Source organism: Shinella sp. (assembly GCF_052438155.1).
GTDB lineage: Bacteria > Pseudomonadota > Alphaproteobacteria > Rhizobiales > Rhizobiaceae > Shinella.
Genome location: NZ_JBQVPI010000002.1, coordinates 93607 through 118819, shown reverse-complemented (window position 1 = coordinate 118819; position 25213 = coordinate 93607). Strand labels below are relative to the sequence as shown.

Annotated in this window: 23 protein-coding genes; 19 read left to right on the top strand and 4 right to left on the bottom strand. The window is 62.9% G+C overall.

Features of this window, described 5'->3' with window-relative positions; all coding sequences use genetic code 11:
* Positions 1 to 128 precede the first annotated feature (128 nt).
* Complete coding sequence (locus ACT6VE_RS05185; protein ID WP_444797556.1) at positions 129 to 674, bottom strand: cysteine hydrolase family protein; 546 nt, start codon at positions 672 to 674, stop codon at positions 129 to 131.
* A 101-nt stretch (positions 675 to 775) separates the two neighbouring features.
* Between ACT6VE_RS05185 and ACT6VE_RS05180 the strand changes: the two genes are divergently transcribed.
* Positions 776 to 1735, top strand: coding sequence for a GlxA family transcriptional regulator (locus ACT6VE_RS05180; RefSeq protein WP_444797555.1), 960 nt, complete (start codon positions 776 to 778; stop codon positions 1733 to 1735).
* Between the two features lie 65 nt (positions 1736 to 1800).
* Here ACT6VE_RS05180 and ACT6VE_RS05175 read toward each other — a convergent pair whose 3' ends face one another.
* A complete protein-coding gene (locus ACT6VE_RS05175) occupies positions 1801 to 3042 on the bottom strand; it encodes an NAD(P)/FAD-dependent oxidoreductase (protein WP_444797888.1) in 1242 nt (413 codons plus the stop codon).
* 144 nt (positions 3043 to 3186) lie between these two features.
* Here ACT6VE_RS05175 and ACT6VE_RS05170 point away from each other — a divergent pair, with 144 nt between their 5' ends.
* From ACT6VE_RS05170 to ACT6VE_RS05110, 13 genes are all read left to right on the top strand, one after another.
* The gene (locus tag ACT6VE_RS05170) at positions 3187 to 4080 is read left to right on the top strand and encodes a VOC family protein (RefSeq protein ID WP_444797554.1); all 894 of its coding nucleotides are present in this window, start codon (positions 3187 to 3189) and stop codon (positions 4078 to 4080) included.
* 1 nt (position 4081) lies between these two features.
* Positions 4082 to 4921, top strand: a complete 840-nt coding sequence (kdsA, locus tag ACT6VE_RS05165) for a 3-deoxy-8-phosphooctulonate synthase (RefSeq protein ID WP_444797553.1) — start codon at positions 4082 to 4084, stop codon at positions 4919 to 4921.
* A gap of 131 nt (positions 4922 to 5052) precedes the next feature.
* Entirely contained in the window at positions 5053 to 6327 is a 1275-nt protein-coding gene (gene eno / locus ACT6VE_RS05160; protein ID WP_444797552.1) for a phosphopyruvate hydratase, read from the top strand.
* A 139-nt stretch (positions 6328 to 6466) separates the two neighbouring features.
* The gene (locus ACT6VE_RS05155) at positions 6467 to 6775 is read left to right on the top strand and encodes an FtsB family cell division protein (RefSeq protein ID WP_160859348.1); all 309 of its coding nucleotides are present in this window, start codon (positions 6467 to 6469) and stop codon (positions 6773 to 6775) included.
* Positions 6776 to 6924: 149 nt separating this feature from the next.
* Positions 6925 to 7971 carry a pyruvate dehydrogenase (acetyl-transferring) E1 component subunit alpha gene (gene pdhA, locus ACT6VE_RS05150; protein ID WP_444797551.1) on the top strand — a complete coding sequence of 349 codons (1047 nt, stop codon included), beginning with the start codon at positions 6925 to 6927 and terminating at the stop codon, positions 7969 to 7971.
* Positions 7972 to 7989: 18 nt separating this feature from the next.
* Positions 7990 to 9369 carry a pyruvate dehydrogenase complex E1 component subunit beta gene (locus ACT6VE_RS05145; RefSeq protein WP_444797550.1) on the top strand — a complete coding sequence of 460 codons (1380 nt, stop codon included), beginning with the start codon at positions 7990 to 7992 and terminating at the stop codon, positions 9367 to 9369.
* Between the two features lie 15 nt (positions 9370 to 9384).
* Positions 9385 to 10728 carry a pyruvate dehydrogenase complex dihydrolipoamide acetyltransferase gene (locus tag ACT6VE_RS05140; protein ID WP_444797549.1) on the top strand — a complete coding sequence of 448 codons (1344 nt, stop codon included), beginning with the start codon at positions 9385 to 9387 and terminating at the stop codon, positions 10726 to 10728.
* A gap of 16 nt (positions 10729 to 10744) precedes the next feature.
* Positions 10745 to 11386 carry an SGNH/GDSL hydrolase family protein gene (locus tag ACT6VE_RS05135; RefSeq protein WP_444797548.1) on the top strand — a complete coding sequence of 214 codons (642 nt, stop codon included), beginning with the start codon at positions 10745 to 10747 and terminating at the stop codon, positions 11384 to 11386.
* Between the two features lie 59 nt (positions 11387 to 11445).
* Entirely contained in the window at positions 11446 to 12891 is a 1446-nt protein-coding gene (gene lpdA, locus ACT6VE_RS05130; RefSeq protein ID WP_444797547.1) for a dihydrolipoyl dehydrogenase, read from the top strand.
* Between the two features lie 92 nt (positions 12892 to 12983).
* Positions 12984 to 13961: a lipoyl synthase gene (gene lipA / locus ACT6VE_RS05125; protein WP_444797546.1), complete on the top strand. Its 978-nt coding sequence runs from the start codon at positions 12984 to 12986 to the stop codon at positions 13959 to 13961.
* 71 nt (positions 13962 to 14032) lie between these two features.
* Positions 14033 to 14599 (top strand): AAA family ATPase, encoded by a 567-nt coding sequence (locus ACT6VE_RS05120; protein ID WP_444797545.1) that lies wholly within the window; start codon positions 14033 to 14035, stop codon positions 14597 to 14599.
* A 9-nt stretch (positions 14600 to 14608) separates the two neighbouring features.
* Entirely contained in the window at positions 14609 to 15061 is a 453-nt protein-coding gene (locus tag ACT6VE_RS05115) for a type II toxin-antitoxin system RatA family toxin (protein ID WP_444797544.1), read from the top strand.
* 31 nt (positions 15062 to 15092) lie between these two features.
* Entirely contained in the window at positions 15093 to 15902 is an 810-nt protein-coding gene (locus ACT6VE_RS05110) for a hypothetical protein (RefSeq protein ID WP_444797543.1), read from the top strand.
* Here the strand turns inward: ACT6VE_RS05110 and ACT6VE_RS05105 are convergent.
* Entirely contained in the window at positions 15899 to 16393 is a 495-nt protein-coding gene (locus ACT6VE_RS05105) for a CinA family protein (RefSeq protein WP_444797887.1), read from the bottom strand. The two genes, ACT6VE_RS05110 and ACT6VE_RS05105, sit on opposite strands and share 4 nt — an antisense overlap.
* A 2-nt stretch (positions 16394 to 16395) precedes the next feature.
* Positions 16396 to 17607: a bifunctional 2-C-methyl-D-erythritol 4-phosphate cytidylyltransferase/2-C-methyl-D-erythritol 2,4-cyclodiphosphate synthase gene (locus ACT6VE_RS05100; protein WP_444797542.1), complete on the bottom strand. Its 1212-nt coding sequence runs from the start codon at positions 17605 to 17607 to the stop codon at positions 16396 to 16398.
* 146 nt (positions 17608 to 17753) lie between these two features.
* On the opposite strand from ACT6VE_RS05100, the gene dusB reads away from it, so the two are divergent.
* The 5 genes from dusB to ntrX all read left to right on the top strand — a co-directional run bounded on the left by dusB (position 17754) and on the right by ntrX (position 25209).
* Entirely contained in the window at positions 17754 to 18779 is a 1026-nt protein-coding gene (gene dusB / locus ACT6VE_RS05095) for a tRNA dihydrouridine synthase DusB (protein ID WP_444797541.1), read from the top strand.
* Entirely contained in the window at positions 18776 to 19924 is a 1149-nt protein-coding gene (locus tag ACT6VE_RS05090; RefSeq protein WP_444797540.1) for a two-component system sensor histidine kinase NtrB, read from the top strand. The genes dusB and ACT6VE_RS05090 overlap by 4 nt, the downstream gene beginning before the upstream one ends.
* Complete coding sequence (ntrC, locus tag ACT6VE_RS05085; RefSeq protein WP_444797539.1) at positions 19924 to 21378, top strand: nitrogen regulation protein NR(I); 1455 nt, start codon at positions 19924 to 19926, stop codon at positions 21376 to 21378. The genes ACT6VE_RS05090 and ntrC overlap by 1 nt, the downstream gene beginning before the upstream one ends.
* A gap of 206 nt (positions 21379 to 21584) precedes the next feature.
* Positions 21585 to 23855, top strand: a complete 2271-nt coding sequence (locus tag ACT6VE_RS05080; protein WP_444797886.1) for an ATP-binding protein — start codon at positions 21585 to 21587, stop codon at positions 23853 to 23855.
* Positions 23845 to 25209 (top strand): nitrogen assimilation response regulator NtrX, encoded by a 1365-nt coding sequence (gene ntrX, locus ACT6VE_RS05075; RefSeq protein WP_444797538.1) that lies wholly within the window; start codon positions 23845 to 23847, stop codon positions 25207 to 25209. Before ACT6VE_RS05080 ends, ntrX begins: the two co-directional genes overlap by 11 nt.
* Positions 25210 to 25213: the final 4 nt, after the last annotated feature.

Below are 25213 nucleotides of genomic sequence, written 5' to 3'. Positions count from 1 at the left end.
AGGCGAATGACGCGCCGCAATACGCGCGTCCGAAGGACGGTGATTTCCGGAGGCTTTCGTCTTCGGCTTGCCATCCCCGCCGGAGCGGAGATGGCCATTTTTCAGGTTTTTTCAGATGCTTCCCGGATTCAAGCCAGGAAGTCGGCCGTCGTCGTGACCTTGCCGTAGCCGAATTCGAGCGCCGACATGATCGTGGCGTGAACCTGCGCGGCGGGCACGACCGAATCACCAAACGCCTTGTCGCGCGTGGCGCAGGCATCGTGCACGACGGTGAGCCCGTAGCCGAGATCGGCGGCGGCGCGCGCGGTCGCGTCGATGCAGACGTCGCTCATCGCGCCGACCACCACGACCTCTTCGATGCCGCCGTCCTGCAAGGTCTGCTGGAGCGTCGTTTCGCGGAAAGAGTTCGGAAAATTCTTGACCACGACCGTGTCGCCGGCCTGCGGCGCTACCGCCGGGATCGGATGGATGCCGTCGGTATTTGGGGCAAAGAGCGGTGAATCGGCCTCCTTCGACACGTGATGGACGTGGATGATCCGGTCACCTTTGCCGCGTGCGGCGTCGACGACGCGGGCGGCGTTGGCGGCGGCGGCATCGATGCCGGTCAGCGCGAAGCTGCCGGAGGCGAGATAGTCCTTCTGGAGATCGACGATGATGACGGCGCGTTTGCTCATGGGAGATCCTTTCTGCACATGATTGATGTCATGGACATTCTGCCTCGGGCCTGCCATCTCTTGCCATTGGCGATATCGACATAATACAGGGTGAAAGTGACATGACAGTCGCGGCCGAGATTGGACTGGTGCTTTATCCGGGGGTGCAGATGGCGGCCGTGCTCGGCATGACCGATCTCTTCAATTCGGCGATGGAGCTGGCCGGCCGGAAGGGCGCGGCCGGGCCGGTGCTCGGGGTCAGCCATTGGCGGCTGGAGGACGGGCAGCCGGTGCGCATCGAAGCGAGTGCTCTCCCGACCGGGGCGTCGCGGCCCTGCGTTCTCGTGCTGCCGCCGGCGCTTGGCGATCCCATCCGCCGGGAGGACGCGGCGCCCTTCGCCGCCTGGCTGCGCGAATGCCATGCCAATGGCATCCAGCTCGCTTCGATTTGCGCCGGGGCCTTTTTGCTTGGCGAGACGGGGCTTTTGACCGGCCGGACGATCACCACCAACTGGGTGATTGCCGAGACCTTTGAAGTGCGCTTTCCCGATGTTCACGTCGATACGGATCGGCTGCTCAGCGACGATGGCGACATCGTCACGGCCGGCGGCGTCATGGCCTGGGTCGATCTTGGGCTGAAACTGATCGACCGTTTTCTCGGGCCCACGATCATGCTGGAGATCGCGCGGCAATTCGTCATCGATCCACCGGGGCGGGAGCAGCGCTACTACAGCACCTTCTCGCCGCGCCTGCTGCATGGCGATGCGGCGATCCTGAAGGTGCAGCATTTTCTGCAGGCTACGGAGGCGAAGGAGATCGGCCTTGAGGGGCTCGCTGCGCAGGCGGGGCTGGAAGAGCGCACCTTCCTTCGGCGTTTTCGCAAGGCGACAGGACTGACGACGACGGACTATTGCCAGCGGTTGCGGGTGGCGAAGGCCCAGGAACTGCTGCAGTTCACCACGCGCTCGGTCGACAACGTGGCGGTAGACGTCGGCTATAATGATCCCGGCGCGTTCCGGAAAGTTTTTGCCCGCATCGTCGGGTTGACGCCGGGAGACTATCGCAAACGCTTCCGCTCCTGAGCGCCCATCGCGATCCGGGCGATATGGGTTTCCAATACCATAGCGGCCTTCCGAAGGGTGTTTCGTCAGGTGGTGCCTGGACTGAAGGCGAAAAGGTCCGCGTCGGCATCGCCATGGCCGGCGATCGCCGACGAGACGATCTCGGCGGCGATCTGGCTGAAGGTGATGCCGTTGCCGCCAAAGCCCATGACGGCGATGACGTTGTCCATGCCTGGAACGCAGCCAATCAGCGGCAGGCCTGTGCGGGTCGTGCCAAAGGGGGCGGCCCAGGTATATTCCGGCGCCGGCAGGGAGAGGCCGAGCAGGGTTTCTACCTTTCTGCGGATGATCGTCGCCTTGTTCTTCAGCTTTTGCGGCGAGGAAAAGGCGTTCTCGCTCTCCTCGTCCTCGCCGCCGGCAATCAGCCGGCCGTCGCGCGAGCGGCGCAGATAGAGATAGGGATCAGCGCCTTCCCAGACGATGCAGTCCTTCAGCCAGTCCGGCAGGGCAATGCCGGGTGGCGTGGCGAGCGCCCAGGTGGAGACGATGGCGTGGTCCTTGTGCGCAAGCGTCTCCAGGAATTCGTAACCGGAACAGAAGACAGCGTGGCGGGCGGAGAGAATCTTGCCGTCGGCCGTGGCGAGGAAGACACCTTGCGTCATCGAGCGCACATCGGTGATTTCAAGCGGGCTGACGAGTTCCATCCCACGCCTTGCCGCCGCGCGCAGAATGCCGGCGGTCATCTGGGCCGGATTTGCGGAGGCGGAAATGTCGCTCAGGATCGCCCCGGTGCGATCGAGGGAAAAGCGCCCGGCTAGACTGGAGGCATCGATAAAATCGGCCTCGATGTTGGCTGCTTGGCGTGCATCGACTTCGGTGCGCAGGGCGCGGCTGCCATATTCGCCGCCGGCGAGGAACAGTGTCTTCTTGCGCTCGAAGCCGCAGGAGAGGCCAAGATCGGCGACGATACGGGTCAACTGCTCGACAGCGAGGGCCGAGCGCTGCCAGGCGCGACCGGCCTTTTCCGGGCCGATCATGCCGGCGAGTTTATGGAGCGGGATATCGATTTCGTGCTGGATCATCGCGGTGCTGGCAAGCGTGCTGCCATGCACGGGCGCACGGCGGTCGACCACGAGCACGGAGCGTTTTCCATCCGCCAGCGCATGCGCCATCAGGGCGCCCGAAATGCCGGCGCCGACGATGATGACGTCGTAGTCATCCTTCGATGGCTTTTGCCTCGTACGAAGCGCGATGCGGGGCGAGTCGGCCCAGAGGGGCCGGGATTCGTGCAGGTCGCGCTGGCGGGTAATGTCTTCGGACTTTGGAATGGGGATGCTCCGGTGCGGACGGTGGACTGGAATGGCTGTCGGATGGAAAAGTTCCGAGCACCCCTGCCTCTCGTGCTGGTGCTTGCATTGCGGGCCGAAAGCATGCAAAGCACGGGGCGCCTGAAACACGACCGGATTTTAGCCATGACCGTGAGTTCCAGAACGCCCCGCCCGATAGACCATCTGGTGCTGCCGGTGTCCGAGCTTGGAGCTGCCCGCGAGCGCCTGACGCAGCTCGGTTTCACCGTCGCCAAGGACGCGCGCCATCCCTTCGGGACGGAAAACTGTTGTGTCTTCCTCTCTGACGGCACCTATCTGGAGCCGCTCGGCATCGCCAATCGCGAGGAGTGCGAGGAGGCAGCCCGCAAGGGCAATGTCTTTGTCGCGCACGACCAGGCCTTTCGTTTTCGCCGCGGCATCGAAGGCTTTTCCGGCATCGCCATGGCGAGCAACGACGCATGGGAGGACGACCAGCGCTACACGACGGCCGGCCTTTCGGGCGGCGAGGTGCTGGAATTCTCCCGCGACATGCTGTTGCCCGATGGCACATCGGCGACCGGCAGTTTTCGCCTGGCCTTTGCCGCCGACCAGCGCAGCCCGGATTTCTTCTTCTTCGCCTCGCAACGCATCCTGCCGCTGCCCTCCGACCGCAAGGCGCTGGAAACGCATGAGAATGGTGTCTTGGCGCTCTCCGAGGTCGTGCTGTCCGAGCAGAACCCGACCGACTTCCAGTACCTCGTGCAGGAAGCGGCCGATGAGCGCGAGGTCGAGGCCCTGTCTTTCGGCATGTCCGTCGATACGCCGCGCGGCCGCATCACCGTGCTGAACGATGCCGGCCTTGAGGGCTTCTATGGCATTCCCCCGGTGGTGGGCACGGACCGTGGCCTCAAGGGGCGGGCGGTCGTGTTCAAGATTTCCAGCCTGTCCGATTGTCGCCGCCTGCTGACGGAGCGCGGCGTCGCCTTTAAGGAGCGGGACGGCCGCCTGATGGTGCCACCGGCGCCGGGGCAGGGTGTCCTCTTCGTCTTTGGAGAATGAGATGAAAACCAATTCCACCGTTGTCGTCGGCGAAGGCCAAAAGAAGGTCACTTTCTCGCAGACCGCACGCTTTTCGCTGATCGCCGGCCCCTGCCAGATGGAGAGCCGCGAGCACGCCTATATGATGGCCGAGGCGCTCGTCGAAATGACCGACAAGCTGGGCATCGGCCTTGTTTACAAGTCCTCGTACGACAAGGCGAACCGGACCTCGCTGTCCGGCAAGCGCGGCATCGGGCTTGAGAAGGCGATGGAAATCTTTGCCGACCTCAAGAAGGATTTCGGCTTTCCGGTGCTGACGGACATTCACACGGAAGAGCAGTGCGCAATCGTCGCCGAGACGGTCGACGTGCTGCAGATCCCGGCATTCCTGTCGCGCCAGACGGACCTGCTCGTTGCCGCCGCCAAGACCGGCCGCACGATCAACGTCAAGAAGGGCCAGTTTCTGGCACCCTGGGACATGAAGAACGTGCTCACCAAGTTTACCGAGAGTGGCAATCCGAACGTCATGCTCTGCGAACGCGGCGCCTCCTTCGGCTACAACACGCTCGTCTCCGACATGCGCTCGCTGCCGATCATGGCCTCGCTCGGCGCGCCGGTCGTGTTCGATGCGACCCATTCCGTGCAGCAGCCGGGCGGGCAGGGCGGTTCGACCGGTGGCCAGCGCGAGTTCGTCGAGACCTTGTCGCGCGCCGCCGTCGCGGTTGGCATTGCCGGCCTCTTCGTCGAAACGCATGAAGACCCGGACAATGCGCCGTCGGATGGCCCGAACATGGTGCACCTGAAGGACATGCCACGGCTTCTCGAAAAGCTCGTCGCCTTCGACGACATCACCAAGAGCTGACGCTTCAAACGGATGACATGGAGACGTGTCATCCGTTTTTTACAACGGCTGCCTGCGCCATTGTAATTTCCGCATCGTCGATTAAAAGTGGATTTTAATCGATTTACTAACCCCGAAACAGGACGATATCCATGACTGCTATCATCGACATCATCGGCCGCGAGATTCTCGACAGCCGCGGCAATCCCACCGTTGAAGTGGACGTGCACCTCGAGGATGGCAGCTTCGGCCGCGCAGCCGTTCCGTCGGGTGCCTCGACCGGTGCGCATGAAGCCGTAGAACTGCGTGACGGTGGCAAGCGCTACCTCGGCAAGGGTGTCGAAAATGCCGTCGCCGCCGTCAACGGCGAAATTTTCGAAGCGATCGGCGGTCTTGAAGCCGAAGACCAGATCCTGATCGACGAGGCGATGAACGAGCTTGACGGCACGCCAAACAAGGCCCGCCTCGGCGCCAACGCCATCCTCGGCGTGTCGCTCGCCGTTGCCAAGGCTGCTGCCGAAGCCGCAAACCTGCCGCTCTATCGTTACATCGGCGGCCCGAACGCCCGCGTCCTGCCGGTGCCGATGATGAACATCATCAATGGCGGCGCGCATGCCGACAACCCGATCGACTTCCAGGAGTTCATGATCGTTCCGGTCGGCGCCGACAACATCCGCGACGCCGTGCGCATGGGGTCGGAAGTCTTCCACACGCTGAAGAAGCAGCTCGCTGCCGATGGCCACAACACCAATGTCGGTGACGAAGGTGGCTTTGCGCCGGGTCTCGCTTCGGCGCCCGCCGCCCTCGACTTCATCACGAAGTCGATCGAGAAGGCCGGCTACAAGCCGGGCGAAGACATGTACATCGCGCTCGATTGCGCCTCGACCGAATTCTTCAAGGACGGCAAGTACGTGCTCGAAGGCGAAGGCCGCACGCTGGAGCCGGAGGCCATGGCCGACTACCTGGCGGAACTTGCCGGCAAGTACCCGATCTTCTCGATCGAAGACGGCATGGCCGAGGACGACTGGGAGGGCTGGAAGTCGCTGACCGACAAGATCGGCAAAAAGGTCCAGCTCGTCGGCGACGACCTGTTCGTCACCAACTCCGCGCGCCTGCGCGACGGCATCAAGATGGGCGTCGCCAACTCGATCCTCGTCAAGGTCAACCAGATCGGTTCGCTCTCCGAAACGCTCGACGCCGTCGAGACCGCGCACAAGGCGAGCTATACCGCCGTCATGTCGCACCGTTCGGGCGAGACGGAAGATTCCACGATTGCCGACCTCGCAGTCGCCACCAACTGCGGCCAGATCAAGACCGGCTCGCTCGCTCGCTCCGACCGTACCGCCAAGTACAACCAGCTGATCCGCATCGAAGAGCAGCTTGGTCCGCAGGCAAAGTATGCCGGCCGCGGCATCCTGCGCGGCTGATCGGAAAAACAGTTTCTCCGAAATGACGAAGCCCGCATCTCCGGATGCGGGCTTTTTTTGTTGCCCGCCCATCATGGTCAATAGTCGGTTAACCGCTTGGCGCTAGTGTCAAATCCGTATTGCGTAGCGGGGCACCTGCATGTGGACCAAGCATCATAAAAAGCGGAAATTCGGCCGGCTGACACTACCGGTGATTACAGTCGCATTCCTTTCCTACTTCGGCTATCATTCCGTGCATGGCGAATTCGGCCTCAGGGGGATGGAGGAGTTCGAACGGCAGCGGGTGGAGCGCCAAGCACGCGTCGATGTGCTCGTGCGGCAGCGCCAGATCCTGGAAAAAGAAGTGGCCTTGATGAGTGACGGCTCGCTTGAGCGCGACATGCTGGATGAGAAGGCGCGATCCTATCTCAACATGTCCCGGGCCGATGAAATCGTCATTTTCCACTGAAAAGCTGGATTAACTGAAATCTAGTTAATCGTAAATCTCCCTTACTAATCAGCGACTTACGAAGAATATAAGCCATGCATTTATGGCATTGCTGAGGCGGACTTTCTCCCCTATGGTTTTCTCCAAGAGGCAAACATAGGGAGGAACGCATGGCTCCGCGTAAAACCGCGTCCACGTCCAGCCGCAAGACCGCGGCAAGGCCTGTCAAAAAAGACTTCACCGGCGGCACGATCGCCGAATTCTCCAAGGAAGACGACCTGAAGGTCTATCGCGAAATGCTGTTGATCCGGCGTTTCGAGGAGAAGGCCGGCCAGCTTTACGGCATGGGTTTCATCGGCGGCTTCTGTCACCTTTATATCGGCCAGGAAGCTGTCGTCGTCGGCATGCAACTGGCGCTGAAGGAAGGTGATCAGGTCATCACCGGTTATCGCGATCACGGCCACATGCTCGCTTGCGGCATGAGCGCTCGCGGCGTGATGGCAGAACTGACCGGACGTCGCGGCGGCCTTTCCAAGGGCAAGGGCGGCTCCATGCACATGTTCTCCAAGGAAAAGAATTTTTACGGCGGCCACGGCATCGTCGGCGGGCAGGTTTCGCTCGGCACCGGGCTTGCCTTCGCCAACCGCTACCGTGGCAACGACAATGTCTCGCTCGCCTATTTCGGCGACGGCGCGGCCAACCAGGGCCAGGTCTACGAGAGCTTCAACATGGCGGCTCTGTGGAAATTGCCGGTGGTCTACGTGATAGAGAACAATCGCTACGCCATGGGCACGTCCGTTTCGCGCGCCTCTGCCCAGACCGACTTCTCGCATCGCGGCGCGTCCTTCAATATCCCGGGCTTCCAGGTGGATGGCATGGATGTGCGTGCGGTGAAGGCTGCTGCGGACGAGGCTGTCGAGCACTGCCGTGCGGGCAAGGGTCCGGTCATCCTCGAGATGCAGACCTACCGCTACCGCGGCCACTCCATGTCCGACCCGGCGAAGTATCGCTCGAAGGACGAAGTGCAGAAGATGCGTTCCGAGCACGACCCGATCGAGCAGGTGCGCGCCCGCCTTCTGGAAAACAAGTGGGCAAGCGAGGACGATCTCAAGCAGATCGACAAGGACGTCCGTGACATCGTCGCCGACAGTGCCGATTTCGCGCAGGCCGATCCGGAGCCGGATGCATCCGAACTCTACACCGACATCCTGCTGTAATCCGGGGAGGGACGAAAAATGCCTATCGAAATTCTCATGCCCGCCCTGTCTCCGACCATGGAAGAGGGCACGCTCTCCAAGTGGATCAAGAACGAGGGTGACACCGTCAAGTCCGGCGACGTGATCGCCGAAATCGAAACCGACAAGGCGACGATGGAAGTCGAAGCCGTCGATGAAGGCGTGATCGGCAAGATCCTGATCGCCGCCGGCACCGAAGGCGTCAAGGTCAACACGGCGATCGCCGTGCTGCTGCAGGATGGCGAAAGCGCCGATGCTGTCGTAGCACCCAAGGCGGCCGCAAAGCCGGCCGAAGCCGAAGCACCGAAGGCCGCCGAGCCGGCGCCTGCCGCCGCATCCGTTCCGGCCCAGCCGAAGGGCGAAGTCGCCGCCGATCCGGATATCCCGGCCGGCACCGAAATGGTGATGACGACGGTGCGTGAAGCGCTGCGTGACGCCATGGCGGAGGAAATGCGCCGTGATGAGGACGTCTTCGTCATGGGCGAAGAAGTTGCCGAATATCAGGGCGCCTACAAGATTACCCAGGGCCTGCTTCAGGAATTCGGTGACCGCCGCGTCATCGACACGCCGATCACCGAGCACGGCTTTGCCGGCGTCGGCGTCGGCGCGGCCATGACAGGCCTGAAGCCGATCGTCGAGTTCATGACCTTCAACTTCGCCATGCAGGCGATCGACCAGATCATCAACTCCGCTGCCAAGACGCTCTACATGTCGGGTGGCCAGATGGGCGCGCCGATCGTCTTCCGCGGCCCGAATGGTGCGGCTGCCCGCGTCGGGGCGCAGCACTCGCAGTGCTATGCCGCCTGGTACAGCCACATTCCGGGCCTCAAGGTCGTCATGCCCTATACGGCTGCCGATGCGAAGGGCCTGCTGAAGGCCGCCATCCGCGATCCGAACCCGGTCATCTTCTTGGAAAACGAAATCCTCTACGGCCAGAGCTTCGAAGTGCCGAAGATGGATGATTTCGTGCTGCCGATCGGCAAGGCGCGCATCCACAAGAAGGGCAATGACGTCACCGTCGTCTCCTTCGGTATCGGCATGACCTATGCGCTGAAGGCGATTGCGGAACTCGAAAAGGACGGCATTGACGTCGAACTGATCGATCTGCGCACCATCCGCCCAATGGACCTGCCGACCGTCATCGAATCGGTCAAGAAGACCGGTCGCCTCGTCGTCGTCGAGGAAGGCTACCCGCAGTCCTCCGTCGGCACCGAGATCGCGACCCGCGTCATGCAGCAGGCCTTCGACTATCTCGATGCGCCGATCCTGACGATCGCCGGCAAGGACGTTCCGATGCCCTACGCCGCAAACCTCGAAAAGCTGGCGCTGCCGAATGTCGGCGAAGTCGTCCAGGCGGTCAAAACCGTCTGCTACAAATAAGGGGAGGGTTGAGACATGCCGATCAACATCACGATGCCCGCCCTGTCACCCACCATGGAAGAGGGCAACCTCGCCAAGTGGCTCGTCAAGGAAGGCGACACCGTGAAATCCGGTGACGTCATCGCCGAGATCGAGACCGACAAGGCGACGATGGAAGTCGAAGCCGTCGACGAGGGCGTTGTCGCCAAGATCGTCGTGCCGGCCGGTACGGAAGGCGTGAAGGTCAACAGCCTCATCGCCATCCTCGCCGCCGATGGCGAAGATGTTGGCGCTGCCGCCGCTGGCGGCGGTGCTGCTGCTGCCCCGAAGGCGGACGCAAAGCCCGCCGAAGCGCCGAAGGAAGCGGAAAAGCCGGCTGCTGCTGCAGCGGCTCCCGTTGCGACCGCCTCCGCCGGTCCGGCTCCGGCCAAGGACGGCAACCGCGTGTTCTCTTCACCGCTGGCTCGCCGCATCGCCAAGGAAGCCGGTGTCGATATTTCGGCGGTTTCCGGTTCAGGCCCGCATGGTCGCGTGGTGAAGAGCGACGTCGAAAAGGCTGTCGCCTCCGGTGGAGCCAAGCCTGCCGCTGCCGCAGCCCCGGCTGCTGCGGCCTCGGCCGTTCCGTCTGCTGCCCCCAAGGGCATGTCGGAAGAAGCCGTGCTCAAGCTGTTCGAGCAGGGCTCCTACGACCTCGTGCCGCATGACGGCATGCGCAAGACCATTGCCAAGCGCCTGCAGGAATCCAAGCAGACGATCCCGCACTTCTACGTCTCGGTCGATGTCGAGCTCGATGCGCTTCTGGCGCTGCGCGCCCAGGTCAACGGTTCCGCACCGGAGAAGGACGGCAAGCCGGCCTACAAGCTCTCGGTCAACGACATGGTGATCAAGGCCATGGCACTTGCCCTGCGGGATGTGCCGGATGCCAACGTCTCCTGGACCGATACCAACATGGTGAAACACAAGCATGCCGATGTCGGTGTTGCCGTGTCGATCCCGGGCGGTCTGATCACCCCGATCATCCGCAAGGCGGAGCTGAAGAGCCTGTCGGCCATCTCCAACGAGATGAAGGACCTCGGCAAGCGCGCCAAGGAACGCAAGCTGAAGCCGGAAGAGTACCAGGGCGGCACGACTGCGGTCTCCAACATGGGCATGATGGGCGTCTCGAACTTCGCCGCCGTCGTCAACCCGCCGCATGCGACGATCCTGGCGGTTGGTGCCGGCACGGAGCGGGTCGTGGTCAAGAAGGGCCAGATGGTCATCGTCAATGCGATGACGGTCACGCTCTCCACCGACCACCGCGCCGTCGACGGAGCGCTCGGTGCCGAACTGCTCGGAGCCTTCAAGCGCTACATCGAAAGCCCGATGGGGATGCTCGTCTGACACGCGGGGTGCGGCCATGAAGACGGTTCTCTGCTACGGCGACAGCCTGACCTGGGGTTATAGTGCGGAAACGCTCGACCGGCATTCCTTCGAGGATCGCTGGCCGAGCGTGCTCGCCAACGCTCTGGGACCGGATGTCACCGTCATCGCAGAGGGCCTGAACGGCCGCACCACCGCCTATGACGATCATCTGGCGGATTGCGACCGCAACGGTGCGCGCATCCTGCCGACGATCCTGCACAGCCACGATCCGATCGACCTCGTCATCCTTCTGCTCGGCGCCAACGACATGAAGCCGACGATCTGCGGAACGGCATTTGGCGCTGTGCGCGGCGTGGAACGGCTGGTGGAGCTGGTGCGTCACCACGCCTGGTCGTTCAACGGCGAGGGCGGGCCGGAGATCCTCATCGTTTCGCCGCCGCCGATCTGCGAGACGGCGAACGTTGCCTTTTCGGCGATGTATACGGGCGGCGTCGAACAGTCGGCGATGCTGGCGACACTTTACGCGGACCTCGCGGACGAGACCGGTTGCGGCTTCTTCGATGCCGGATCGGTCGCCAGGACAACGCCGCTCGACGGCGTACACCTCGATGCTGAAAACACACGGGCGATTGGCCGCGGGCTCGAGCCCGTCGTGCGCATGATGCTCGGATTGTAAAAAGACAACAGGCGGCAGCAGCAACCCGCGCGCGGCCCAGAAAAAAGGCAGGAAACGACATGGCTCAGACTTACGACGTCATCGTTATCGGTTCGGGTCCGGGCGGCTACATTGCCGCCATCCGCGCCGCCCAGTTGGGCCTGAAGACGGCCATCGTCGAGCGCGAGCACCTCGCCGGTATCTGCTCCAACTGGGGCTGCATCCCGACCAAGGCACTGCTGCGCTCGGCGGAAATCTTCCACTATGCAAAGCATCCGGGTGACTACGGCATCAAGATCGAAGGCTCGGTGACGCCTGACCTGAAGGCCATCGTCGCCCGTTCGCGCGGCATCGCGCAGCGCATGAACGGCGGCGTCGGTTTCCTGATGAAGAAGAACAAGGTCGACATCATCTGGGGTGAGGCGAAGATCACCAAGCCGGGCGAGATCGTCGTGTCCAAGACGGCGAAGGCCATCCAGCAGCCGCAGGCGCCGCTGCCGAAGACCGTGCTGCCGGAAGGCACCTATACGGCCAAGAACATCGTGATCGCGACCGGTGCGCGCCCGCGTGCGCTGCCCGGCATCGAGCCGGATGGCAAGCTGATCTGGACCTACTTTGAAGCGATGAAGCCGGAAGAAATGCCGAAGTCGCTGCTCGTCATGGGCTCAGGCGCCATCGGCATCGAATTTGCCTCCTTCTACCGCACGCTCGGCGTCGATGTGACGGTGGTCGAGGTGATGAAGACGGTCATGCCGGTCGAGGATGCGGAGATTTCCGCGCTCGCCAAGAAGCAGTTCGAGAAGCAGGGCATGAAGATCCATCTGGAGGCCAAGGTCACCAAGGTGGAGAAGGGCGCCAATTCGATCACCGCCCATGTCGAGATGAAGGACGGCAAGGTCGAAAAGATCACGGCCGACCGTATGATCTCCGCCGTCGGCGTGCAGGCGAACGTGGAAAATATCGGCCTTGAGGCGCTCGGCGTGAAGACCGACCGCGGCTTCATCGCCATCGACGGTTACGGCAAGACGAACGTGCCCGGCATCTACGCCATCGGCGACGTCGCAGGCCCGCCGATGCTCGCCCACAAGGCCGAGCACGAGGCCGTCATCTGCATCGAGAAGATCGCCGGCCTGCCGAACGTCCACCCGATGGACAGGTCCAAGATCCCGGGCTGCACTTATTGCCACCCGCAGGTCGCCTCCGTCGGCCTCACGGAAGCCAAGGCCAAGGAACAGGGCCGCGACATCCGCGTCGGCCGCTTCCCCTTCGTCGCCAATGGCAAGGCGATCGCGCTTGGCGAAGACCAGGGCCTCGTCAAGACGATCTTCGACAAGAAGACCGGCGAACTGCTCGGTGCGCACCTCGTCGGCGCGGAAGTCACCGAACTCATCCAGGGCTTCGTCATCGCCATGAACCTCGAGACGACCGAGGAAGAGCTGATGCACACGATCTTCCCGCATCCGACGATTTCCGAAACGCTGAAGGAAAGCGTGCTGGATGCCTATGGGCGTGCGTTGAACGCTTGAACGTGCTAAAGCCCGCTTCCACATGAGGCGGGCTCCCGATTTTCGGTCCGCAGGATGAACGCGAAGGCGTTCGCCAGAAAAGTGGAAACGACATGGTCACCATTCTCGACCGCACCAACCCTTCACCCGATGCCAAGCGGGTGCGCCACCCGGAAAAGGCCAACCGGCCGGACACCGAAGTGCTGCGCAAGCCGGAATGGATCCGCGTACGCGCGCCGACCTCCAAGGGCTACCAGGAAACGCGCGATCTCGTGCGCTCCCACAAGCTTGTGACGGTGTGCGAGGAAGCGGGCTGCCCGAATATCGGCGAGTGCTGGGACAAGAAGCACGCGACCTTCATGATCATGGGCGAGATCTGTACCCGCGCCTGCGCCTTCTGCAACGTGGCGACGGGCAAGCCGAATGCACTCGACATGGCGGAGCCTGAAAACGTCGCCAAGGCCGTCAAGCAGATGGGCCTGTCGCACGTCGTCATCACCTCAGTCGACCGTGATGACCTGGCCGATGGCGGCGCAGAGCACTTCGAGAAGGTGATCTGGGCGATCCGCGCGGCTTCACCGCTGACGACGATCGAAATCCTGACACCCGACTTCCTAAAGAAGCCCGGTGCACTGGAGCGCGTGGTCGCCGCCAAGCCCGACGTCTTCAACCACAACATGGAAACCGTGCCAGGCAATTACCTGACGGTCCGCCCGGGTGCGCGCTACTTCCACTCCGTCCGCCTGCTGCAGCGCGTGAAGGAACTCGACCCGACCATGTTCACCAAGTCGGGTATCATGGTGGGCCTTGGCGAGGAGCGCAACGAAGTGCTCCAGTTGATGGACGACCTGCGCACCGCCGACGTCGACTTCCTGACGATCGGCCAATACCTCCAGCCGACCCGCAAGCACCACGCTGTCATGAGTTTCGTGACGCCGGACGAGTTCAAGTCCTACGAGACCGTCGCCTACAGCAAGGGTTTCCTGATGGTCTCGTCGAGCCCGCTGACGCGCTCCTCGCACCATGCCGGCGACGATTTCGCCCGGCTTCGCGCCGCTCGCGAGCGCAAGCTTCTCGCCGCCGCGGAATAGACATTTCCGAGACCTTCCTCTAAACCCCGCCGTCCCGACTGACGGCGGGGTTTTGCATTTGGGGGATGGCCATGACGGTTTCGATCACCATAGACGAGGCAGCCGAACTGTTGAGGACGGCCGAGCGTGTGCTGGTAATCGGCGGCTCGGGGAGCGGCAAGAGTACGCTGGCGCAGGGGCTCTCGACGCGTCTTGCTGTGCCCTACGTCTCCATGGATCGCGAGATTTTCTGGCTGCCGGGCTGGCACACGCGGCCAAGGGCGGAGGCTTTGGCGCGCTTGCAGACGATCGTTGCGCAAGAGCGCTGGATCCTTGACGGTACGAGCCCCGGCACGCTGCCGCTGCGTCTGCCGCGCAGCCACTTGGTACTCTGGCTGCGCCCGCCGCGCTGGATGTCGCTTTATGGGGTGCTCTCGCGCTGGCTAAAGCTTCGCGGCCAGTCGCGGCCGGAAATGGCGGATGGATGCCCAGAACGGATCAGCCGGGATTTTCTCAGCTATGTATGGAATTTCGAGCGGACGGAAAGCCCGGAAATCGCGGAAAATATTGCGGCATATGGCCCTTATGTGCCGGTTTGCGTGTTGAAATCGCGACACCAGAACCAACAGCTACTTGCGATTCTGGGGCCAAAATATTAGCTCTCGGCCATGCCCCAATACGAAACCCGCCGTCCGGTTCCCCACACGCCTGAACAGATGTACGATCTCGTTGCCGATGTGGAGCGGTATCCGGAATTCCTGCCGCTCTGCGAGGGGCTGACGGTTCGCTCGCGCAAGGAGCGCGATGGCAAGGAATTGCTGGTTGCCGACATGACGGTCGGCTACAAGGCGATCCGCGAGACCTTTACCACGCAGGTGTTGCTCAATCGGGCGGAACGGGCAATCGACGTCAAGTATATCGACGGGCCATTCCGATATCTCGACAATCGCTGGCGGTTCGAGGCGCTGCCGGACGGCGGGTGTTCTGTGCATTTCTTCATCGACTACGAGTTCAAGAGCCGCATTCTCGGTGCGCTGATGGGCTCGATGTTCGACCGCGCCTTTCGTATGTTCACCGAGGCGTTCGAGAAGCGCGCCGACGCGATCTATCCGACCACCTGAATTTTTCCGCCCGCTCACCCGTTACCGGGGCATGATCACCCGGTTTGCGCCCTTCGCCCTGATCGCCTTGTTCTGCACGTCTGTGGCCGCGCAAGAAGTGCCGGGAGACTACATCCTGCTTCTCGACGAACAGAACCGGCCGCTCGCTGGTAGTTATCGCATCGGGCCGGATGTGAAGATGACGATCCGGGGCACCGATGGCGGCTTGCCACGAAATCCCGTTTATCTGGATCGCGCCTTCTTCCCAACACGCGAAGCGGAGATGCTGGCCTTCTACAATGCGCGCCACGCCTATTCCTCCGATCCGGCGGCGATCGACGTCGGCGGTGAGATGCGCATCGTGGACAAGGAGACGTTGCAGCCCCCGCTCTTCAAGGATCAGAAGCCGGAGCACGAGAAGGCGTTGATAGTAAAGATCTCGGCGCGTTTGGCCTTCGAGGTGAGCGGCTACAAGCTCGTCGGCAAGGCCTATACCGTCGAGGGGCCCGAACTTGGCGATGAGGACCGGCGCCTCGGTGATTTTTTCCATGTCGAGACGTTCGATATCGTGCTGCCCGCACCGGCGGCCCGCAAGATCGCTGCCGTCGAGACCGGTAAGGCATTGAGTTCCAGCGACTTCGAGGCGCTCTTTGTGGAGCGGACAAGCCCCATCCCGGATTTCACGACATGTGTCAGCGAAAAGCGCAAGACGCCCGATTACAAGGCGCTCGCCGAAAAGCAGAAGGCGAGTGTTGACGCTTTCCTCGCAAATAATTTTTCCGCGGGTCAGGTCTTCTGGAGCGATGCGGCACGCTACGAGGCGAATTTCGCCATGAGCGTCTATTCCCTCTGCCCGAACTAATCCCGCGCGATCTCGATCAGCATTTCCAGCGCGGTGCGCACCGTCGCAAGCCGCACGGCACTGCGGCCGATATCGCCGTAGCGCATCTCGCGGTGAAGCGTTTCGCGGCCCGTGCGGGCTGCGGCGAGGTGGACGAGACCGACCGGCTTTTCATCCGACCCGCCGCCGGGGCCGGCAACACCGGTCACGGCGATAGAGATGTTGGCGCCGGAATTTCCGATGGCGCCTTGCGCCATTTCGAGGGCCGTCGCGCGGGAGACTGCGCCATGGGCCTTCAGCGTCGCATTGGCGACGCCGATCATCTCGCGCTTGGCCTCGTTGGAATAGGTGACGAAACCGCGGTCGAAGACGTTTGAAGAGCCGGCGATCTCGGTGATCGCGCCGGCAATCAGGCCTGCGGTGCAAGATTCGGCGGTGGCGATCAGCAGCTCGCGATCCGTAAAATCGGCAACGATTGCGCGGGCGGCATTTTCGATGTCTTCCGGCCAGATGCTCATGCGTCGGTCCCCCTGTAGACGACGGTCGCGGTTGCGATCGCGGCGATGCCCTCGCGGCGGCCGATGAAGCCGATCTTCTCGTTCGTCGTTGCCTTCACCGAACAGCGGTCGAGCGAAATGCCGAGGAACTCCGAGAGGTTCCGGCGCATCTCGTCGCGATGCGGGCCGATCTTCGGGGCTTCGGCGATCAGCGAGACGTCGGCATTCATGATCGTGCCACCGTTGGCACGCACGATGCCGGCGGCGTGCTCGAGGAAGATTCGCGAGGCCGCACCCTTCCACTGCATATCCGAAGGCGGAAAATGGTCGCCGATATCGCCGGCGCCGCAGGTCGCGAGCAGGGCGTCCGTCAGGGCGTGCAGGGCGACGTCAGCGTCGGAATGGCCGGAAAGCCTCTGGTCGTGCGGGATGAAGAGGCCGCAGAGCGTCACGCCGTCGCCCTCCACGAGCTGGTGCACATCGTAGCCATTGCCGGTGCGAACATCCGGCAAGCCTTGGGAGAGGCGCTGGTCGGCCATGGTGATATCCTTCTGCAATGTAAGCTTGACGTTACCGGCGCTGCCTTCGACGAGATGCACGCGCACGCCGGCCCATTCGGCAATCGAGGCGTCGTCGGTGAAGTCCGTGCGGCCGGAGGCGGCAGCGCGGCGATGCGCTTCGAGGATGGTGGCGAAGTGGAAGGATTGCGGCGTCTGGGCGGCGAACAGGCCTGAGCGGGACACGGTTTCCGCGACATTGCCGTTGGCGTCCGCCCGCTTCAGCGTATCGGCAACGGCGACGGCTGGAAGGACCGCGCGTGCCCCGTGATGGAAGGCAGCGAGCGTGCGCTCGAGGATGGCGGGCTCGACGAAGGGACGCACGGCATCCTGGATGAGGACGTGGCTGATATCGTCATCGGCGAGGACTTCGAGGCCGGAAAGCACGGATTGCTGGCGGGTCGCGCCGCCGTGCACGACGGTGAGGCGATCGCCAGCGGGCAGGGCTGTGGCGCGGGCGGTCTCGAACAGCGCTTCGTCATCGGGATGTATCACGACCACGATACGCCGGGTCGGCTGCCAATTGACAAAGAGATCGAGCGTATGGGAGATGACCGGCCTTCCGCCGATGCGGCGGTATTGCTTGGGGCCTTCGGCATGGCTGCCGGCTCGTTCGCCTCGCCCGGCGGCAACGATCACTACAGCGCAGGATAGCGTGTTTTCCGCCTGCATTTCGGTCTCGGGCCTCCCGTTTCAAAGCGTTTTGAGGTGGTTTAGCCGGAAGGATGACGCAATTCCAGCGTCCCTGGGAAAATTACGGGGCGATGTGATTGCGTCTTGGCAAGAACGATAACAATGGCTAAAAATAGTGCAGAGACATGACCTGCTTGAAAGATGAGCATTTGACGATCCCCGCCTTGTCAGCGCCGCTTGCGGTTGGTGGCCAGACCCTTCGGAACCGCGTGGTTCTTGCGCCGATGTCCGGCGTCACGGACCTGCCGTTTCGCGATCTTGCCTGGCGTTTTGGCGCCGGCCTGGTGGTGACCGAGATGGTGGCGAGCCGGGAACTGGCGCTGAACGCGCGGGAAAGCTGGTCGCGCATCCGCAATTGCGGCATCCAGCCCCATATGGTGCAACTCGCCGGCCGCGAGGCACACTGGATGGCGGAGGCGGCGAAGATCGCCGAGGGCGAGGGCGCCGATATTATCGACATCAATATGGGCTGCCCCGCCAAGAAGGTGATCGGCGGCTATTCGGGCTCGGCGCTGATGCGTGATCCGGATCACGCGCTCGGCCTCATCGAGGCGACCGTCAACGCGGTCAAGGTGCCGGTGACGGTGAAGATGCGGCTCGGCTGGGACCATGATTCGCTCAACGCGCCGCACATTGCTTCGCGCGCCGAGGCTGCTGGTGCTGCGATGATCACCGTGCATGGGCGCACCCGCATGCAGTTCTATGAAGGCCGGGCCGATTGGGATGCGATTCGCGCGGTGCGCGACGTACTTACCATTCCGCTGGTAGCGAACGGCGATGTCGAAACGGCGGAGGATGCGCAGGAGATTCTTCGCCGCTCGGGCGCCGATGCCGTCATGATCGGACGGTCGGCACAGGGGCGGCCCTGGCATCCGGCCGTGCTGGCGGGTGCGTCACCGCATCCTGCGGCGGAAGAGGTCGCCGCGGTTGCGGTCGAGCACTATCGCATGATGCTCGATTTCTACGGTGTTGAGGCGGGCCTGCGCCATGCGCGAAAACATGTCGGCTGGTATCTGGAGCGTTTTGCGCCCGGCCTGACCGGACCGGACAAGGCCGCGATCATGACGGCGCGCGACAGCGCCTTCGTGGCGGATCGGCTCGCTGCCGCCGTTCTGGGCAACGACACCGCCAGGATCGGAGAGGCCGCATGACGGACAAGGCCGTAGACCAGAATGCCGCGAAGGCGCCGGATCTCGCGCTCGCCGTGCTCAACGCCATCCAGAACCCGGTCATCCTCGTGGACGTCAACGGGTTCATCGCTTTTGCCAACTGGGAGGCCGAATCCTTCTTCGGGGCGAGTGCCAACCATCTCGCCAGGCACAAGGTTTCCGCCGTCATCCCCTTCGGCAGCCCGCTCTTGACGCTGATCGACCAGGTGCGCGAGCGCAAGGCGCCGGTCAGCGAATATCGGGTGGATCTCAGCTCGCCGCGGCTCGGCGCGGAAAAGCTTGTCGATATCTACGTGGCGCCGGTGACGACCGAGCCGGGCGCGGTGGTGGTCGTCATCCAGGAGCGCTCGATGGCGGACAAGATCGACCGCCAGCTTACCCATCGCGCGGCCGCGCGTTCGGTGACAGGGCTCGCCTCCATGCTGGCGCACGAGATCAAGAATCCGCTTTCCGGCATTCGCGGCGCAGCGCAGCTGTTGGAAACCTCCGTGCTCGACGAGGACCGGGCACTGACCCGGCTCATATGCGACGAGACCGACCGCATCGTCTCGCTGGTCGACCGGATGGAAGTGTTTTCCGACGAGCGGCCGATCGACCGCGTGCCGCTCAACATTCATTCCGTGCTCGACCATGTGAAGGCCGTCGCCAAGGCGGGGTTCGGGCGGGATATCAAGATTACCGAGCTTTATGATCCCTCGTTGCCGGCGGTCTATGCCAATCGCGACCAGCTCGTTCAGGTTTTTCTCAACCTTATCAAGAATGCAGCCGAGGCTGTCGGCAACCGGCCGGATGGGGAAATCCAGCTGACGACCGCCTACCGGCCCGGCATCCGGCTTTCGGTGGCCGGAACGCGTGAAAAAATCTCGCTGCCGCTCGAATTCTGCGTGCACGACAACGGCCCCGGTGTGCCGGCGGATCTCGTTCCGCACCTCTTCGATCCTTTCATCACCACCAAGACCAACGGCTCCGGCCTCGGCCTCGCGCTGGTCGCAAAGATCATCGGTGGCCATGGCGGCATTGTCGAATGCGACAGCCAGGGTTCCCGCACCACCTTCCGCGTGCTGATGCCGGCCTCCCGCGGCGTCAGTGAAGACGACGACTTTCCCAAGACCAAAGGACGTATCTAATGACAGGCGCCACAGTCCTCGTTGCCGATGACGATGCCGCAATCCGCACGGTGCTCAACCAGGCCCTCAGCCGTGCGGGATATGACGTGCGCATCACCTCCAACGCAGCGACCCTGTGGCGCTGGATTTCTGCCGGCGAGGGCGACATCGTCGTGACCGATGTCGTGATGCCGGACGAGAACGCCTTCGACCTGCTGCCGCGCATCAAGAAGGCCCGCCCGGAGCTGCCGGTGCTCGTGATGAGCGCGCAAAACACCTTCATGACGGCGATCAAGGCCTCGGAGAAGGGCGCCTACGACTATCTTCCGAAGCCCTTCGACCTCACGGAACTCATTGCCATCATCGGCCGGGCGCTTTCGGAGCCTAAGCGCAAGCCCGCCCGCCTTGATGATGACACGCAGGACGGCATGCCGCTCGTCGGCCGCTCGGCCGCGATGCAGGAAATCTACCGCGTGCTCGCCCGCCTGATGCAGACCGACCTGACGCTGATGATCACCGGCGAATCGGGCACGGGCAAGGAACTTGTCGCGCGCGCACTGCATGATTACGGCAAGCGCCGCAACGGCCCCTTCGTCGCCATCAATATGGCGGCGATCCCGCGCGACCTCATCGAATCGGAATTGTTCGGGCATGAGAAGGGCGCCTTTACCGGGGCTCAGAACCGTTCGACCGGCCGCTTTGAGCAGGCAGAAGGCGGCACGCTCTTCCTCGACGAGATCGGCGACATGCCGATGGACGCCCAGACTCGTCTGCTTCGCGTGCTTCAGCAGGGCGAATATACGACGGTCGGCGGTCGCACGCCGATCCGTACGGATGTGCGCATCGTGGCGGCGACCAACAAGGACCTGAAGCAGTCGATCAATCAGGGCCTCTTTCGCGAAGACCTCTATTACCGTCTGAACGTCGTGCCGTTGCGCCTGCCGCCGCTGCGCGACCGGGCGGAGGATATCCCCGATCTGGTGCGCCATTTCGTGCAGCAGGCGGAAAAGGAAGGGCTCGACGCCAAGCGATTCGATCAGGAGGCGCTGGAACTGATGAAGGCGCACCCCTGGCCGGGCAACGTGCGCGAACTGGAAAATGTGGTGCGCCGGCTCACCGCACTCTATCCGCAGGACGTGATCAGCCGCGAAATTATCGAGACGGAGCTGCGTGCAGACATTCCCGACAGCCCGATCGAGAAGACGGTGGCGCGTACCGGCTCGCTGTCGATTTCGCAGGCCGTCGAGGAAAATATGCGGCAGTATTTTGCCGGCTTCGGTGACGGCCTGCCGCCGGTCGGGCTGTATGATCGTGTGTTGGCGGAGGTGGAATATCCGCTGATCCTGGCGGCTCTGACTGCGACGCGCGGCAATCAGATCAAGGCCGCCGATCTGCTCGGCCTCAACCGCAACACGCTGCGCAAGAAAATTCGCGAACTGGGTGTATCCGTGTACAGAAGTTCCCGCTCCGCTTGACTTATCGGTTAGGGGCGTTGCATTTTGGCCACAATCTGTTGCTTGAGGGTAACAGAGGGGTTTGCGGCCGAATAGGTTCGCGTGCCTGATCGTTCTGGATGTGGGTGCAAAATGCAGCCGATCCTTACGCGATCGGCGCTACTCCGGAAAACACGAGAAAAACGTCGGCGCCCTTCGGGTATCCGGTCGGGGAAGCGATGCGGCAGATGAATGAGGGCGTAAGCCTGCTTTCGGCAACGAGCGACGCGGGAACGGGCGGCGACCGCCGCGCGTCCTTTGCCTTGCCTGGCCTGCTGCTGGCCGGCGGGGCACTTGTCGCCGCGACGATCTCTCTTTTCATCCTGCTCGGCCTGACGCCGATCAAGCCTGAAGCCAATGTCGTCATCGCATCGGCGGCGATCAACGCGATCTTCATCGTCGGCCTGATGTTCCTGATCGGTCGCGAAATCCTGCGGCTGTTGCGCGCCCGTCGGCGCGGCCGCGCCGCGGCGCGCCTGCATGTGCGGATCGTCGCCCTTTTCTCCATTGTCGCCATCACGCCAGCCGTGCTGGTCGCGATCTTTGCGTCCATCACGCTGGATGTCGGCCTCGATCGCTGGTTCTCGATCCGGACCCAGTCGATCGTCAGCTCGTCGCTCAATGTGGCGCAGGCCTATATGCTTGAAAATGCGAGCTATCTTCAGGGCCAGACCGTGTCGATGGCAAACGACCTCGATCGCAATCGTCAGCTCTACAGCCTCGACCGCACGGGCTTCATAGAATTGATGACGCGGCAGGCACGCGGCCGCGGCATGCTTGGTGCGTTCCTTCTGCGTGCCGATGGCTCAACCCTCGTTCAAGCCAACATCCACACGGAAAGTCCGTTGCCGGCGGTCCCTGAGGAAGCGTTGCGCGCGTCAGCCGCGGGCCAGCCGACGCTGATTCCGCCGGGGACGACGAACCTCGTCGGTGCCATTATCAAGCTCGACAACATTCCGGATGCTTTCCTCTATACGATCCGCACCGTCGACCCCGAAGTCATGCGCTCGATGCGGCTGATGGAGGAGAACACGGCGGAGTATCGCGCACTTGAGGCCGGCCGCACGACGTTGCAGATCGCTTTCGGCGTGCTTTATCTCGGTTTTGCCCTCATCGTGCTGCTCGCGGCGATCTGGACGGCAATCGCCGTCGCCGACCGGATCGTTCGCCCTATTCGCCAGCTCATCGGCGCGGCCGATAGCGTTGCCTCCGGCAATCTGGATGTGACCGTGCCGGTTCGTGCGGTGGATGGCGACGTCGGTAACCTCTCGCGCACCTTCAACAAGATGATTGCTGAAATCCGCGCGCAGCAGGAGCAGATCCTCGATGCGAAAGACGAGGTCGAGTATCGCCGCCGGTTCATCGAGGCCGTGCTGTCTGGCGTGACCGCTGCCGTTATAGGTGTCGAGGAGGATGGGCGGGTGACGATCGCCAACCTTTCGGCAGAACTGCTCCTGGGACGCAACGTCAGCGATCTCATCGGCAAGCCATTGGCGGAGGTGGCACCCGAAATTGCGGCGGTGCTCACCGAAGGTTCGAACCGCTACCGCAACGACCATCGCAAGCAGCTCAATGTCATGCATGGCGGCAAGGAGCGGACGCTCAACGTGCAGGTCACGCGGGAAGAAGCGAAGGATGCGAAGGAGTCCTATGTCGTCACCATCGACGACATTACCGACCTCGTCATCGCGCAGCGCTCGACGGCCTGGGCGGATGTGGCGCGGCGCATCGCCCACGAGATCAAGAACCCGCTGACGCCGATCCAGCTCTCCGCAGAACGCCTCCGTCGCCGCTATGGCAAGCAGATCGACCCCGAGGACCGGGCGGTCTTTGACCAGTGCACGGATACGATCGTGCGGCAGGTCGAGGACATCGGCCGCATGGTGGACGAGTTTTCATCCTTTGCGCGCATGCCCAAGCCGACCAAGGAGCGTTCGGACCTGCGGAACATCCTGAAGGATGCGGTGTTCCTGCGCGAAATGGGCAACAACCACGTCACGTTCCGCAAGGACCTGGGCGAAGTGCCGCTGGCGGGGCTGTTCGATGCGCGCATGCTGGGCCAGGCCTTTGGCAACCTTATCAAGAACGCGGTGGAAGCAATCGAGGCGCTGCCTCTGGATGGCGCGCGCGACGAACGCAAGATTCTCGTTCGTGCGACGCCCGACGATGCGGGACGGCGGTTCGTCGTCGATGTCATTGACAACGGCAAGGGCCTGCCGACGGAGAACCGTCACCGTATTCTCGAACCCTATATGACGATGCGCGAGAAGGGCACGGGGCTTGGCCTCGCCATCGTGAAGAAGATCATCGAAGACCATGGCGGGCAGCTCGAACTGCACGACGCGCCAACGGACTTCGACAATGGCCATGGGGCGATGATCCGCGTGATCCTGCCCTACGAGGAAACAGTGGCCATCGGTGAGGACAAGAAGAGCAAGGAAATGAGCCATGGCGTCTGATATTCTCGTAGTCGATGACGAAGAGGACATTCGCGAGATTGTCTCGGGTATCCTTTCGGACGAGGGGCACGAAACGCGCACCGCCTATGACAGCGACAGCGCGCTGGCCGCGATCAGCGATCGCGTGCCGCGTCTCGTCTTTCTCGACATCTGGATGCAGGGCAGCAAGCTCGACGGTCTGGCGCTGCTCGACGAAATCAAGAGCCGGTATCCGGACCTGCCGGTCGTGATGATCTCCGGCCACGGCAATATTGAGACGGCCGTTTCGGCGATCCGCCGTGGCGCCTACGATTTCATCGAGAAGCCGTTCAAGGCGGATCGGCTGATTCTCATTGCGGAGCGAGCGCTGGAGAACTCCAAGCTGCGCCGTGAGGTCACGGAACTCAAGAAGCGGTCGGGCGATCCGGCTGAGCTGATCGGCACCTCCGTTGCCGTCTCGCAGCTGCGCCAGAACATCGACAAGGTCTCGCCGACCAACAGCCGCATCATGATCCTCGGCCCCTCCGGTTCCGGCAAGGAACTGGTGGCACGCATGATCCACCGCAAATCGACCCGTTCAACCGGACCGTTCGTCGTGCTCAACGCTGCGGCAATCACGCCGGAACGCATGGAAGTCGCGCTGTTCGGGACGGAAGGCACGCCCGGCCAGTCGCGCAAGACAGGGGCGCTGGAAGAGGCGCATGGCGGTATCCTCTATCTCGACGAGATCGGCGAGATGCCGCGCGAGACGCAGAACAAGATCCTGCGCGTGCTCGTCGACCAGCAGTTCGAGCGGGTTGGTGGCGCGAAGCGGGTGAGGGTGGATGTGCGCATCATCTCCTCCACGGCCTACAATCTCGAAAGCCTGATCGCCGAGGGCGGCTTCCGCGAGGACCTCTATCACCGCCTTGCCGTCGTGCCGGTGCGTGTACCCCCGCTGGCAGAACGCCGCGAAGACATTCCCTTCCTCGTCGACATGTTCATGCGCCAGATCAGCGAGCAGGCGGGCATCCGCGCGCGGAAAATCGGTGACGATGCGCTCGCCGTGCTGCAGGCCCACGACTGGCCGGGCAACATCCGCCAGCTGCGCAACAATATCGAGCGTCTGATGATCCTCGCCCGCAGTGATGGTCCCGATACGCCGATCACCGCCGACATGCTGCCGACGGAAGTGGGTGACATGCTGCCGAAGATTTCGACCCAGGGCGACCAGCACATCATGACGCTGCCGCTGCGCGAAGCGCGTGAAATGTTCGAGCGTGACTATCTCATCGCCCAGATCAACCGTTTCGGCGGCAACATTTCCCGTACCGCCGAATTTGTCGGCATGGAACGCTCCGCGCTCCATCGCAAACTGAAGTCGCTTGGCGTATAAGGCC

Bases quoted from the DNA above. Each gene is read 5' to 3' on its own strand.
- ACT6VE_RS05185 (WP_444797556.1), bottom strand. From the start codon at position 674: ATGAGCAAACGCGCCGTCATCATCGTCGATCTCCAGAAGGACTATCTC.
- ACT6VE_RS05180 (WP_444797555.1), top strand. From the start codon at position 776: ATGACAGTCGCGGCCGAGATTGGACTGGTGCTTTATCCGGGGGTGCAG.
- ACT6VE_RS05170 (WP_444797554.1), top strand. From the start codon at position 3,187: ATGACCGTGAGTTCCAGAACGCCCCGCCCGATAGACCATCTGGTGCTG.
- kdsA (WP_444797553.1), top strand. From the start codon at position 4,082: ATGAAAACCAATTCCACCGTTGTCGTCGGCGAAGGCCAAAAGAAGGTC.
- eno (WP_444797552.1), top strand. From the start codon at position 5,053: ATGACTGCTATCATCGACATCATCGGCCGCGAGATTCTCGACAGCCGC.
- ACT6VE_RS05155 (WP_160859348.1), top strand. From the start codon at position 6,467: ATGTGGACCAAGCATCATAAAAAGCGGAAATTCGGCCGGCTGACACTA.
- pdhA (WP_444797551.1), top strand. From the start codon at position 6,925: ATGGCTCCGCGTAAAACCGCGTCCACGTCCAGCCGCAAGACCGCGGCA.
- ACT6VE_RS05145 (WP_444797550.1), top strand. From the start codon at position 7,990: ATGCCTATCGAAATTCTCATGCCCGCCCTGTCTCCGACCATGGAAGAG.
- ACT6VE_RS05140 (WP_444797549.1), top strand. From the start codon at position 9,385: ATGCCGATCAACATCACGATGCCCGCCCTGTCACCCACCATGGAAGAG.
- ACT6VE_RS05135 (WP_444797548.1), top strand. From the start codon at position 10,745: ATGAAGACGGTTCTCTGCTACGGCGACAGCCTGACCTGGGGTTATAGT.
- lpdA (WP_444797547.1), top strand. From the start codon at position 11,446: ATGGCTCAGACTTACGACGTCATCGTTATCGGTTCGGGTCCGGGCGGC.
- lipA (WP_444797546.1), top strand. From the start codon at position 12,984: ATGGTCACCATTCTCGACCGCACCAACCCTTCACCCGATGCCAAGCGG.
- ACT6VE_RS05120 (WP_444797545.1), top strand. From the start codon at position 14,033: ATGACGGTTTCGATCACCATAGACGAGGCAGCCGAACTGTTGAGGACG.
- ACT6VE_RS05115 (WP_444797544.1), top strand. From the start codon at position 14,609: ATGCCCCAATACGAAACCCGCCGTCCGGTTCCCCACACGCCTGAACAG.
- ACT6VE_RS05110 (WP_444797543.1), top strand. From the start codon at position 15,093: ATGATCACCCGGTTTGCGCCCTTCGCCCTGATCGCCTTGTTCTGCACG.
- ACT6VE_RS05100 (WP_444797542.1), bottom strand. From the start codon at position 17,607: ATGCAGGCGGAAAACACGCTATCCTGCGCTGTAGTGATCGTTGCCGCC.
- dusB (WP_444797541.1), top strand. From the start codon at position 17,754: ATGACCTGCTTGAAAGATGAGCATTTGACGATCCCCGCCTTGTCAGCG.
- ACT6VE_RS05090 (WP_444797540.1), top strand. From the start codon at position 18,776: ATGACGGACAAGGCCGTAGACCAGAATGCCGCGAAGGCGCCGGATCTC.
- ntrC (WP_444797539.1), top strand. From the start codon at position 19,924: ATGACAGGCGCCACAGTCCTCGTTGCCGATGACGATGCCGCAATCCGC.
- ACT6VE_RS05080 (WP_444797886.1), top strand. From the start codon at position 21,585: ATGAATGAGGGCGTAAGCCTGCTTTCGGCAACGAGCGACGCGGGAACG.
- ntrX (WP_444797538.1), top strand. From the start codon at position 23,845: ATGGCGTCTGATATTCTCGTAGTCGATGACGAAGAGGACATTCGCGAG.